Origin of the sequence: Kitasatospora sp. NPDC056327 (assembly GCF_042261735.1) — a bacterium.
Classification (GTDB): domain Bacteria; phylum Actinomycetota; class Actinomycetes; order Streptomycetales; family Streptomycetaceae; genus Kitasatospora.
On the sequence record NZ_JBHJRC010000094.1, the window covers coordinates 15,490 to 27,620 of the forward strand.

Genomic DNA, 12,131 nt, shown 5'->3' on the forward strand with positions numbered 1-12,131 from the left:
TCGGGTCAGGACCGCACGCGCGGGTCGAGCGCGGCGTGCAGGGTGTCGGCGAGGAACCCGGAGGCGAGCACCACGACGGCCGCGAACAGGTTGACCGCGACCACCGCGTTGACGTCCTGCTCGTTGACGGACTGGATGAACCACTCGCCCATGCCGTGCCAGCCGAAGATGGTCTCGGTGAAGGCGGCGCCGGTGAAGATGCCGAGGAAGCTGTAGGCGAACATCGTCGACATCGGGACGACCGCGGTCCGCAGCCCGTGCCGGACCAGGGCGCGGCCCCGGGTGAGGCCCTTGGCCTCCGCGGTGCGCAGGTAGTCGGAGCCGAGCACGTCGAGCATGGTGCCGCGCTGGTACCGGCTGTAGGTGGCGAGGCCGCCGAGTGCCAGCGAGAGGGTGGGCAGCAGCAGGTGCAGGGCCCAGTCGGCGAGGTGGGCGCCGGGGCCGCCGGTGAGGCCGGGGGTCTCGTACCCGGTGAAGGGGACGACCTCGTGGCCGACGGCGTCCTTGGCGGCGATGGCGCCGTTCTTGAGGAACAGCGCGACCAGGAAGACCGGGGTGGAGAGCAGGACGAAGGAGATGACGGTGAGCAGCCGGTCGGAGAGCCGGTACTGGCGCACCGCGCTCCAGGCCCCGGCGGCGACGCCGAGCACCATGCCGAGCAGGCTGCCGATCAGCAGCAGCCGCAGCGAGACCCCGACCCGTCGGCGGAAGTCGTCGGCCACCGGGGTGTCGTGGATGGTGCGGCCGAGGTCACCGTGCAGCAGGCCGCCGGCCCAGCGGCCGAACCGCCGGACGACCGGGGTGCGGTCGTTCAGGTTGAGGTCGGTGAGCTGGCGCTCGACCGAGGCGGCGGACGGGCGCGGCACCTTGGCCTCGAAGTAGGCGCGGGGCTGCAGGGCGGCGCCGGCCAGCGCGTAGGAGAGGAAGACGGCGGCGACCAGCAGGACGGCGTAGTAGGCGAGCCGCTTGGTCAGGTGGCGGAGCATCAGCGGCCGCCGGGGGTGCGGGCGGGACCGACGCGTCTGGTGGGCATCGGAGGGAGGCCTTCGGGTCGGGGGTGCGGGTTTCGGGCGGCGGCGTGCCGGGCGGGGAGCGGGACGCGGCGCAGCGGCACGGAGCGGAAGCCGCCCCGGTCGGGCCCGGGCCCGACCGGGTCAGAGTGTGGCACCGGTGCACGGCAGCCGTGTTGCGCTCGTGTTGCGCCCCGTTTCGTTCGGATCAGGTGTCAACTCCGCCCCCTGGCACACTCTCTGACCGCCTGTTAGCTTCGGTCCCCGGTACCGACTTGGCTGCCCACGATCAAGGCCCGCCACACCTCGCGACGCTCTTCTCCCCTCACCCGCCGGACATCCCGGGAGGACCCTCATGCACGCTTCCAGCACGCCCGCGGGCCGGTTCGGCCGCGCCGCCGCCCTCGCCCTCGCCGTCGCGCTGACGGCCGCCGCGTGCAGTTCGGGCGGCGGCGGCTCGGCGGACACGGCGGTGCGGACCGGGGCACCGGGTCCGGGTTCCATCGACATCAACGCCCAGCCGCCGGACCGGGTCCGCGACGGCGGGGAGGTCAGGCTGCCGCTCTACCAGTGGATCACCCAGTGGAACCCCTTCCAGGTGGACGGCCGGTACGGGGACGCGGTCGAGATCATGCGCACGGTGGAGCCGAGCCTCTTCAGCACCGACGAGGCCGGCGTCTTCAAGCCCTCCGCCGACTACCTGCTGGACGCCCGGGTCACCTCCACCTCGCCGCAGGTGATCACCTACCGGCTCAACCCGAAGGCCAGGTGGTCGGACGGCAAGCCGCTGAGCCACCTCGACTTCAAGGCCGACTGGGAGGCCACCAACGGCCGGAAGGACGGCTACAACATCGCCGACTCGGCCGGCTACGAGCTGATCTCCGCCGTCGAGCAGGGCGCCGACCCGTCCGAGGTCCGGGTGACCTTCTCCGAGCCCTACGCGGACTGGCAGAACCTGTTCCGCCCGCTGATCCCGGCCGCCGGGATCGCCACCGGGGACGACTTCAACAAGGGCTGGGTGGAGAAGGTCCCGATCACCGCCGGGCCGCTGAAGTTCGGCACCCTCGACAAGACGGCGCAGACCATCACCCTCGTCCCGGACCCGAACTGGTGGGGCGCCAAGCCCAAGCTGGAGCGGCTCACCTTCCGGGTGATGTCCCAGTCGGCGACCACCCAGGCCTTCCTCAACAACGAGATCGACTACGCCACGGCGGGCACCGCCACCGCGTACGGGCAGCTCAAGGACGCCAAGGACACCGTGATCCGGTCCGCCAGTCCGTGGGACGAGGTGCACATCTCGTTCGGCGGCGGCGGCCCGCTCGCGGACGTGGACGTCCGCCGGGCGCTCGGCCGGGCGCTGGACCGCGACGCGCTCATCAGGATCGCCAACAACGGCGTGCCGGTGGAGTTCAAGCCGCTCGGCAACCACATCTTCATGCCCAACCAGACCGGCTACCGGGACAACTCCGGCGACTGGGCGAAGTTCGACCTCGCGGCGGCGAAGAAGCTGCTGGACGGGGCGGGCTGGAAGGAGGACGGCGCCGGGCGGCCGCGCACCAGGGCCGGCCAGGCGCTGACCCTGCACTGGGTGCTCAACGAGTCCGCCGCCCAGGCGCAGGTCGACCTCGCCACCGCCGCCCAGGCGATGTGGCTGGCGGCCGGGGTCAAGGTGGAGATCGACAAGGTCGCGGCCAACGACTTCTTCACCAAGTACGTCAACCCCGGCAAGTGGGACATCGCGAGCTGGCGCAACACCGACTCGTTCCCGCTCTCCAGCAGTCTGACCAACTTCCGTCTGCCGCAGGGCGACAACGTCTTCGGCAACTACTCCAAGCTGGGCAGCGAGGAGATCGACGGCCTGCTGAAGAAGGCGGCCGGCACCATCGACCCGGTGGAGGCCGCGAAGCTCTACAACCAGGCGGACGCCAGGATCTGGGAGCTCGGCCACACCTACGAGCTGTACCAGCGGCCGACCGTGGTGGCCGCCCGCAAGGGACTCGCCAACTACGGTGCCCCCGGTCTGGCGAGCGTGGACTACGCGAGGATCGGCTGGGAGAAGTAGCCGGGGGGACGGCTCCCGGCACCGGGACCGGCCCGGGACGCCGGAACCGACCGCGACAGCGGCCCCGACACCGACACCGCCCCTGACACCGGCACCGACCCGAGCGCCGGAGCTGCCGCGGGGCGGGCGCTGGCGAGCAGCGCGGTGATCACGAGGCGGGTGGTGCGGACACGGGGGGACCGGCAGTGCCGCCCCCGCTGTCCCGCCACCCGCCTTGACCTTCCGCGTTGCCCGCAGGCCACCCGTGCCGGGGGACCCGTCCCCGGGCCCCGTCCGCTCCGAACCGGGGACGAATCTAGCGGGCGGTCCGGGTGCGCGCGCCCCACGGCGCGGGCGCGCCCGGAAACCCGCCGCGCTGTCACCCGGTTCGCGCACCGGGGCGTCAACTCTCGCTGACGACAGGGCATATCGGTCTTTCCTTCGCATTCCGCCCGTCCGGAGCGGGGTTCGCCCCGCATTTCCCTCCGGCCCGGCCCCCGGTTCCCGCCCCGGTCCGGGAGGGGGCCGACGGCCGCGCCGGAGCACGCGCCGGTGCGTGCACGGCGCCCGGCACGCTGCCAGGATGCGGCGGGTACAGCCCGCCTGTCCGCAGCCCGGAGGCCCGCCGATGAGCAGCGATTCCGCCGCAGCGCCCCGCCCGCACCGCAGCGCGCCGCACCACGCCGATCCGCGTCCGGTGCGCCCGATGGTCCCGCGCAGCCGGGACGAGCCGCACCGGGTCGCCACCCCGCTGGAACTCTTCTTCGACCTCTGCTTCGTCGTCGCCGTCGGCCAGGCCGGCCGGGAGCTCGCCCACGACCTCGCCGGCGGCCACTGGGGCGACGGGCTCGGCGGCTACTTCCTCGCCTTCTTCGCCATCTGGTGGGCCTGGATGAACTTCACCTGGTTCGCCTCCGCCTACGACTGCGACGACGTGCCGTATCGGATCACCACCCTGGTCCAGATCGCCGGGGTGCTGGTCCTCGCGGCCGGCGTGCCGAGGCTCTTCGCCGACCAGGACATCGTGCTGGCGGTGGTCGGGTACATGGTGATGCGGCTGGCCATGGTCACCCAGTGGCTGCGCGCGGCCGCCGCGGAGGAGGGCCCGGCGCGCGGGGTGGCGCTGCGCTACGCGGCGGGGATCACGCTCTGCCAGATCGGCTGGGGCGTCGTGCTGGTCCTGCCGCAGGACGTCCGGACGGTGGTGATCCCGCTCGGCGTGCTGGCCGAGCTGGCCGTGCCGGTGGTCGCCGAACTGCGGATGCGGACCGCCTGGCACCCGCACCACATCGCCGAGCGGTACGGCCTGTTCACGCTGATCGTGCTCGGCGAGACGGTGGCGGCGGCGACCGTGGCGGTGCAGTCCGCGGTGGACGGGCACGAGGGGCTGGGGCGGCTGCTGCCGGTCGCGGCCGGCGGTCTGCTGATCTGCTTCTCGGCCTGGTGGATCTACTTCGCCCGGCCGGTCCACGAGCACCTGCGTTCCAGCCGGCAGGCCTTCCTCTGGGGGTACGGCCACTACCTGGTGTTCGCCTCGGCGGCGGCGATCGGCTCCGGACTGGAGGTGGCGGTGGAGTCGGCCGTCCACGAGGCGCACGTCTCCGGGACGGCCGCCACCGCGACGGTGACCGTTCCGACCGCCGTCTACCTGCTCACCGTCTGGCTGCTGCACGCCCGGCACGGCAAGACCGGCGCGGGTCAGGCGGTGCTGCCGGTGGCCTCGGCCGCGGTGCTCGCCTGCACCGCGGCGGGCGGCTCCGGGGTCCTCGCGGCGGGCCTGGTGTCGGCCGTCACCGTGGCGGTCGGAGTGCTGCTGCACGCGCGGGAGCGCTGAGCGAGCACGGGCGGGCGGGCCGCTGGCGGGCGCTGGTGCGCGTGTTCGGGGGCGGGCTCCTCCGGGGGGGCCGGGTTCCGCGGTGGGCGCTGCCGCGGCTGCCCGTCGCGGGGGTGCCCACCGGCCGGCGCCCCCGGCGGGGCCGCCGCGTCCGGCACGTCCGTCCGGCCGGGTCCGTCCGGCCCGTCGGGTCCGGGGCCCGGCGGCCCCAGCAGGCCGCGGAACGTCTCGTCGTGCCCGGCCAGCCACGCCCGGTACACCGGGCTGGCCTGGGCGAGCTCCAGGTAGGCCGCCCGCAGCTCCTCGTACAGCGCCTCGCGGGCCCCCGCGCCGAGCGCGCGCGGCCGCCAGACCAGCAGCAGCCGTACGGCCAGCGGATCGCCGTGCAGCCGGCGCACCACGGTGCCCGGCCCCGGCAGCGAGGTCGGCTGGCAGGGGCGGACCGCCTCGCCGGAGGCGACCAGCTCGGCGGCGGTGGCGTTGTCCCGGACCTGGACCACCCGCGGGTTGAGCCCGGCGGCCCGGAACACCCGGCGCATCGCCGCGTACTCGTGGTCGGCGGTCGGGTCCACCATCCAGGTGTCGTCGGCGAGTTCGGCCAGCCGGACGGCCGGGCGGGCGGCGGCCGGGTGGCCGGCCGCGAGGGCGACGAACTGCGGCTCGCGGGCGAGCAGCACCCGGTGCTCGGCGTCCGGCGGCAGCCGCAGCGGGAAGCCCTCGCTCTCGTGCACGAAGGTGACGTCCAGCTGGTCGGCGGCGACCATCCGGAGCAGGGCGTTGGCCGAGATGTCGATCTGGATCGTGGTGTCGGTCTCCGGCAGCCTGTCGTGCACCCGGCGCAGCCAGGCGGCCACCGCCCGGCTGCCGACGCTGCCGATCCGCAGCCGCCGGGCCCGTTCGCCGCCGGCCGCCTCCCGGGCCTCCTGGCGGGCGGCGGCGACCAGGGCGGCCATCTCGGCGATCACCGGCCTGGCCCGGGACAGCACGGAGTGGCCGAGCGCGGTGGGCCGGCTGCCGGTCTGCTCCCGGGTGAACAGCGTTCCGCCGACGGCCCGTTCGATGCGGTGCAGCTGGGTGGTGAGCGACGGCTGGGTCATCCCGAGCTGCAGCGCCGCCTTGCGGAGGCTTCCGGTGTCGGCGATCGCGCACAGCACCCGCAGGTGTCTCACGTCGAGCTCCACACCGGGGAGCGTAACGGTCGAAACGGGCTTACACCAGGGACATGACAGGTCGTTGAGCCGGAGGTTCCGCCGGGCGCGGTGATTGGCCCGGGCTATCGCCGGTTGACATCATCCGCCGGGCCGCCGGCCTAACCGAAGCTCTGTGGGCAGCACAGCATTCATCCGATGCCCGCGGTCCGGCCCCCACCGTCCGCGGCGCACTCGCGAATCGGAGCCCCCACATGCACCGTGTCCCGCGCCCGTCCCCCGTCGCCCCCGGAACGGCCCCGGCAGCCGGAGAGGCCGCCCGGCCCGCCGCCCTGCCCGCCGCCGCCACCGCCCGCGACGAGGTCGACGGCCCGGGCCGCGGCGCCCACGCCGGCCCCGTCGGACCGTAGGGTCCGGCCGGTCCGGCACCCCTCCGCGGCCGCCTCCCCGGCGGCCCCTCCGACGCGCCCCGGCCGGACGACCCCCTCGGAACGGCCGGGCGCATCTCCACCCGCACCACCGTACGAAGCACCCGTACCACCTCCACCCCCACCACTTTCGTGAACCGGGAGCCCCCACATGAACCGTGTCTCGCGCACGTTCTCCGCGGCCATCGGCCTCGCCCTCGCCGCCGGTCTGGCCGTCCTGCCGACCACCGCCTCCGCAGCGCCGGTCCAGGGCTACACGCCGTCCGCCGGCACCGCGTACGCCGGCTCGGCCACCGAGGACGCCAACAACAAGGCGTTCTACGAGGCCGTCATGCAGTCCGCGCGGGCCAAGCAGGCCGCCAACCCGTTCCTCCTGGCCGTCACCGTGACCTACGACGCCAGCGCCGCGCCCACCTTCCGCACCCAGATAGCCCAGAGCGCGCAGATCTGGAACAGCTCGGTCACCAACGTCCAGCTCCGCGCGGGCTCGCCGGCCGACTTCCGCTACCGCGAGGGCAACGACTCGCGCGGCTCGTACGCCAGCACCGACGGCCACGGCCGCGGCTACATCTTCCTCGACTACGCGCAGAACCGGCAGTACAACTCCCTCCGGGTCACCGCGCACGAGACCGGCCACGTGCTGGGCCTGCCCGACCACTACTCGGGCCCGTGCAGCGAGCTGATGTCCGGTGGCGGCCCCGGCACCTCCTGCACCAACCCGAACCCGAACAGCGCCGAGCGCACCCGCGTCAACTCCCTCTGGCGGAACGGCCTCGCCGGCTGATCCCGCTCGCACCGCAGTGGACGGCCCGGTCGCCGGAACCCCGGTGACCGGGCCGCCCCGCGTGCGTCCACGCCTGCAGCGGCGTACCCGAGCAGGGCCGGCGGTGCGCGCCCCACCGTGTCACCGCCGCGCCCGCTCGCGCCGGTCCCGTCGCGGCTCCGTCCGCGACACGCCGGCCTCGCCGGTGCCGCGCCCGCTCGCGCCGGGCCGTCACCGCGTACCGGGCCGCCACCGCCCCACCGGGCCGGCCGCTGCCCGCCACCGCCCCACCGGGCCGGCCGCTGCCCGCCACCGCCCCGCCGGGCCCGCCGGGACCGGGCCGCCCGTCCGGCACCCCCGCGGTGTCGGTGCCCCGTGCGAGCATGCGGACGAGGAACCGTCCGCCGCCGACCGCGAGGTGCCACCGCCATGCCCCAGCACGTCCCCGACCGTCTGGAAGACCTGCCGTACGCCGCCCACCTGGCCCCGCACACCGGGCCGCTGCGCAGCGACGCGCGCTACGACACCGTGCACTTCGACGGCGGTGAGTACGCCGACACCTCGGCCGCCGGGGCGACCTTCCTGGAATGCGCCCTCACCGGCGTCTCGCTGAGCGGCGTCAAGCTCCGCCAGGCCCGGTTCAACGAGGTCTGGGTGCAGGCCGGCCGCTGGGTGGCCTGCGACCTCGCCGACAGCGACTGGCAGGACAGCTCCGTCGTCGGCGGCGTGCTGGCCGGCCTCGCCGCGCACGGCTCGGCGCTGCGCCGCGTGGTGTTCCGCGGCTGCAAGCTGGAGGCCGTCAACCTGCGCGCGGCCGTGCTGCGCGACGTGGTCTTCGAGGACTGCCTGCTGCGCGACGTCGACTTCGCCGACGCCCGGCTGACCGACGTCACCTTCCCGGGCTCCACCCTGGAGGAGGTCCGGCTGCGCGGCGCCGCCCTCGGCGGTGTCGACCTGCGCGGCGCCCTCCGGCTCGACCTGCCCGACGGCCACCAGGGCCTGCGCGGCGCGCTCATCAGCAACACCCAACTCATCGAACTGGCACCGCAGTTCGCCCATGCCCTGGGAATCACGGTGAAGGAGGACTGAGCCGCCCGGCGGACCGCCGTCCGTTCAGCCCCCGGTCGTTCGGTGACGGCCGGGAGAACAGTCCGCCAACCCTGCCGCCCGCCCCTGGTGGGGTCGTTCCGGGCGGGTGGAGGATGCTGCGCGATCGAGTGGGACCCCGACTTGTGTGCACAACATCGCCAGTGAAGGGACGGGCTGGGCTGATGGCCGAGTTGAGTCGTAGGAAGTTCGTGAGCCTGTCCGGCGCCGCCGCCGCGGGCCTCGCCGTGACCGGCGCCGGCAGTGCCGGAGCCGGGGCGGCCGGTGCCGGCGCCGCAACGGCGGGGAGCGCCGGGGCGGTCGCCGGCGCGGCGGCCCCGGCGGCCCCGGCGTCCTCGGCGGCGCCGTCGCGGACGGGCACCCTCGCCGACGCGAAGCACGTCGTGATCCTGATGCAGGAGAACCGCAGCTTCGACCACTACTTCGGGATGCTGCGCGGCGTGCGCGGCTTCGCCGACCGCTCCGCGATCCAGATCGCCGGCGGCTACTCCGTCTTCAACCAGCCCAACGGCCTGCTGGCCCGCCAGTACCCGTGGCAGTTCAGCCTCACCAAGCCGGCCGGCGGCGCCGACCCGCAGCGCCTCGCGCAGTGCAACGGCGACCTCGCCCACGGCTGGGGGGACCAGCACAAGGCCTGGAACGGCGGCAGGCTGGACTCCTGGGTGGCGGCCAAGGGCAACGTCCGCCCGCTCGGCTTCCTCACCCGTCAGGACATCCCGTTCCACTACGCGCTCGCCGAGAACTGGACCATCGCCGACGCCTACTTCTGCTCGGCGCTGAGCGCGACCGGCCCCAACCGCACCTACCACTGGTCCGGTCAGATCGACCCGGCCGGGGCGGCCGGCGGCCCGGCCTACGACGGCGGCGACGAGAAGGGCCTGCGCTGGCAGACCTACGCCGAGGCGCTGGAGGACGCCGGCGTCAGCTGGAAGGTCTACCAGAACGCCGCCGACAACTACGGCGACAACGCCCTGGCGTACTTCACCCGCTTCGCGAGCGCGCCGGCCGGCAGCCCGCTCGCGGTCAAGGGCATGGGCTCCGTCCCGAGGGTCACCGGACGGACCCCGGACGACATCGTCGCCGCGATCAAGGCCGACGTGCTGGCCGGCACGCTCCCGCAGGTCTCCTGGATCGTCCCCAACCAGGAGGTCTCCGAGCACCCCTACGCCACGCCGGCCGACGGCGCGCACTTCGTCCACAACGTGATCGACGCGCTCCACGCCGACCCGGAGGTCTTCGACTCCACCGTCCTGTTCCTCAACTACGACGAGAACGACGGCTTCTTCGACCACGTCCCGCCGCCCGCCGCCCCGGCCGGCACCCCGGGCGAGTTCTACGGCGGCACCAACATCGGTCCGGGCTTCCGGGTCCCGCTGATCGCGGTCTCCCCGTGGACCCGCGGCGGCTGGGTCTCCTCCGAGGTCTTCGACCACACCTCGGTGCTGCGCTTCCTGGAGCGGTGGACCGCCGCCATCGGCAGCCCCGCCGTCTGCGTCAACATCAGCGACTGGCGCCGCCGGGTCTGCGGCGACCTCACCGGGCTGTTCGACTTCGCCAACCCGGTCTACGGCCTGCCCGCGCTGCCCGCCACGGCCGGCGCGGTGGTCGGCATGGCCAACTGCGGCCCGCTGCCCAACCCGGCGCCGGTCGACAACAAGCTGCCCGCCCAGGAGATCGGCACCCGTCCGGCCCGTGCCGTGCCCTACCAGCCGAACGCCGTCCTGGACCGCCTGGAGTTCGGCTCGGCCGGCGCGATCAAGGTCTGGCTGAGGATGACCAACGAGGGCGCGCCGGCGACCAGGGCCGCCCACTTCGCCGCGTACGCCAACGCCCACCGCAGCGGCGGCCCCTGGCAGTACACCGTCGACGCGGGCGGCAACCAGAGCGACTTCTTCAACTGCGGCACCGGCTACGGCGGCGGCGCGTACGACCTGAGCGTGACCGGCCCCAACCGCTTCCTGCGCCGCTTCCGGGGCGACGCCACCAAGGCCGGCCGGTACGCGGCCGTCACCTGCCGGTACGCGGTCGAGCCGGGCACCGGCAGGCCGGCGGTGTACTTCGACCTCGCCAACACCGGCAGCACCGCGCTGACCTTCACCATCACGTCCACCAACTACCGCACCGACGGCCCCTGGACGTACCAGGTGCCGGCCGGCGGCGGCGTGAGCGACTTCTTCAACGCGGTGGCCCTCACCAACGGCTGGTACGACTTCACCGTCACGGTGAACGCCGACAGCACCTGGTCGCAGCGGTTCACCGGCCACCTGGAGACCGGCGCCGCGAGCGTCAGCGGCTGAGCCCCGGCCCGCCCCGGGCGCATCCGGGCCGGACGGTCGCGGCTCACCGGCCCCGGGGGAACCACGGATCGTGGACCTCCCGGGGCCCGTACGGCGTCAGCAGGGTCAGCGACAGCGGCGAGGCCGCGTACTCGGCCAGCAGCACCGCGCCGTGCCTGGTCTCCAGCTCGGCCTGGACCGGCACCCGCAGCCGGCTCAGCGCCCGTCGCAGGTGCAGCGCGTCCCGCCGGCTGACCGGCTGCGGCGCCCGCAGCACCAGCCGCAGCGGGCTCAGCGGTCCGGCCACCGGCTCCCCGGTGGCCAGCTCGTAGCCGATCGCGCCGATCGGCCCCCAGGCCAGCCGGTGGTCCGCGATCAGCTGTCCGGCCGGGGCCAGCACCGCCAGCGCCGGGATCGACGCCACCCGCCCGGCCGGGAGCAGGGCGGCCCGCCCCGGCAGCTGTTCGGGGCGCAGCGTGCGGGCCACCGCCGCCCGGGGCGCCAGCGCGTCGAGCCGCTGCCCGCGCTCGGCGCCGCGCACCGTCACCGGCAGCCAGGTCTCCGGGGCGGCCGACACGTCCCGGGTGCAGCGCACCGGGTACGGGGTCTCCACCGGCGAGCCGGCCACGGCTGGTGCCCGGCCGACCGTCACCCAGGGGTGCGCGCGCAGGACCTGGCGCGCCCAGTCCGGCAGCGCGCCGCCGCCGAGGGGGCGCAGCGAGCTGGGGCACTGCATCAGCAGCAGGTCGTGGACGCCCGGCAGCCGTCCGTCGAGCGCGGCCAGCGGTCCGACCAGCCGGCGCGGTCCGCCGTGCGGCTCCTCACTCGGACGGGGGACGTGGGGGCGGGCGGCGACGGTCACGGCGGGCTCCAGGGGTGGGATCGGGACCGGCTGACGGTGTCCACCCTCCTCCGGCCCCACCGGGGTGGCTACGGCCTTTCGGCGCCCGCGACCCGGGACCAACGACTCAACGCGCGAGGCCGCCCCGGCCCCGCCCCGGGTCCCGCGCCGCCCCCGGCAGCGGGTGCGGGCCGGAGCGGGCGGTGTGAGAGTGGGGGCAGGCCGGAATTCGCCCGGAGGAGGAGTCATGGGCATCTTCGACAGGTTCCGCCACAGGCCGCAGCAGGCCGCCGAGGAGGCCAGGTCCTCGCTCGGTACGGGCCCGGAACAGGACACCACCGCGCTGACCGACGCCGCCCGGCGGGCCGCCCTCGCGCACGACGAGGCCGCCGACGCGTTCAGCGCCGACACGGAGAAGGCCCGGGAGACCCGGGAGTCCTCCGCGGTCGGCGAGCGGGAGGCCGAGGAACGGGCCCGCCAGGACATGACGTCCGAGGGCGACCCCTGGGGCTGACCCCCGCGGCACGGGCCGGCCCCGGGAGGGCCCCCGGGGGGGGCCCGCACGGGGGGGGGGGGGGGGGGCCGCCTGGGGCGGGTCTGGGGGGGGGGCGGGGTCGGGGCCGGGGGCGGTGAGGCCGTAGTCGTCGAGCAGGGCCTGGTACTCGCCGCGCATGATCCTGGTC

Annotated in this window: 9 protein-coding genes and 1 pseudogene; 7 read left to right on the top strand and 3 right to left on the bottom strand. The window is 75.0% G+C overall.

The window, feature by feature from the left end; all coding sequences use genetic code 11:
* Positions 1 to 5: 5 nt before the first annotated feature.
* Positions 6 to 986 carry an ABC transporter permease gene (locus ACFCX4_RS16270; protein WP_376142835.1) on the bottom strand — a complete coding sequence of 327 codons (981 nt, stop codon included), beginning with the start codon at positions 984 to 986 and terminating at the stop codon, positions 6 to 8.
* Positions 987 to 1,365: 379 nt separating this feature from the next.
* On the opposite strand from ACFCX4_RS16270, the gene ACFCX4_RS16275 reads away from it, so the two are divergent.
* On the top strand, positions 1,366 to 3,072 hold the full coding sequence (locus ACFCX4_RS16275) for an ABC transporter family substrate-binding protein (protein WP_376142837.1): 1,707 nt from the start codon (positions 1,366 to 1,368) through the stop codon (positions 3,070 to 3,072).
* Between the two features lie 607 nt (positions 3,073 to 3,679).
* The gene (locus ACFCX4_RS16280) at positions 3,680 to 4,885 is read left to right on the top strand and encodes a low temperature requirement protein A (protein WP_376142839.1); all 1,206 of its coding nucleotides are present in this window, start codon (positions 3,680 to 3,682) and stop codon (positions 4,883 to 4,885) included.
* Between the two features lie 230 nt (positions 4,886 to 5,115).
* Here ACFCX4_RS16280 and ACFCX4_RS16285 read toward each other — a convergent pair.
* A pseudogene (locus ACFCX4_RS16285) lies at positions 5,116 to 6,054 on the bottom strand (LysR family transcriptional regulator); the annotation flags it as partial.
* A gap of 233 nt (positions 6,055 to 6,287) precedes the next feature.
* On the opposite strand from ACFCX4_RS16285, the gene ACFCX4_RS16290 reads away from it, so the two are divergent.
* The 4 genes from ACFCX4_RS16290 (at position 6,288) to ACFCX4_RS16305 (ending at position 10,628) form a co-directional block, all read left to right on the top strand.
* Positions 6,288 to 6,443 (top strand): hypothetical protein, encoded by a 156-nt coding sequence (locus tag ACFCX4_RS16290; protein WP_376142841.1) that lies wholly within the window; start codon positions 6,288 to 6,290, stop codon positions 6,441 to 6,443.
* Positions 6,444 to 6,612: 169 nt separating this feature from the next.
* A complete protein-coding gene (gene snpA / locus ACFCX4_RS16295) occupies positions 6,613 to 7,245 on the top strand; it encodes a snapalysin (protein ID WP_376142843.1) in 633 nt (210 codons plus the stop codon).
* A gap of 408 nt (positions 7,246 to 7,653) precedes the next feature.
* Positions 7,654 to 8,313, top strand: a complete 660-nt coding sequence (locus tag ACFCX4_RS16300; RefSeq protein WP_376142845.1) for a pentapeptide repeat-containing protein — start codon at positions 7,654 to 7,656, stop codon at positions 8,311 to 8,313.
* Positions 8,314 to 8,495: 182 nt separating this feature from the next.
* Positions 8,496 to 10,628, top strand: a complete 2,133-nt coding sequence (locus ACFCX4_RS16305) for a phosphocholine-specific phospholipase C (RefSeq protein ID WP_376142847.1) — start codon at positions 8,496 to 8,498, stop codon at positions 10,626 to 10,628.
* A 43-nt stretch (positions 10,629 to 10,671) separates the two neighbouring features.
* Here ACFCX4_RS16305 and ACFCX4_RS16310 read toward each other — a convergent pair whose 3' ends face one another.
* Positions 10,672 to 11,469, bottom strand: a complete 798-nt coding sequence (locus ACFCX4_RS16310) for a phosphoribosyl-dephospho-CoA transferase MdcG domain-containing protein (protein WP_376142849.1) — start codon at positions 11,467 to 11,469, stop codon at positions 10,672 to 10,674.
* A gap of 226 nt (positions 11,470 to 11,695) precedes the next feature.
* Between ACFCX4_RS16310 and ACFCX4_RS16315 the strand changes: the two genes are divergently transcribed.
* Positions 11,696 to 11,962: a hypothetical protein gene (locus ACFCX4_RS16315; protein WP_376142851.1), complete on the top strand. Its 267-nt coding sequence runs from the start codon at positions 11,696 to 11,698 to the stop codon at positions 11,960 to 11,962.
* Positions 11,963 to 12,131 lie beyond the last annotated feature (169 nt).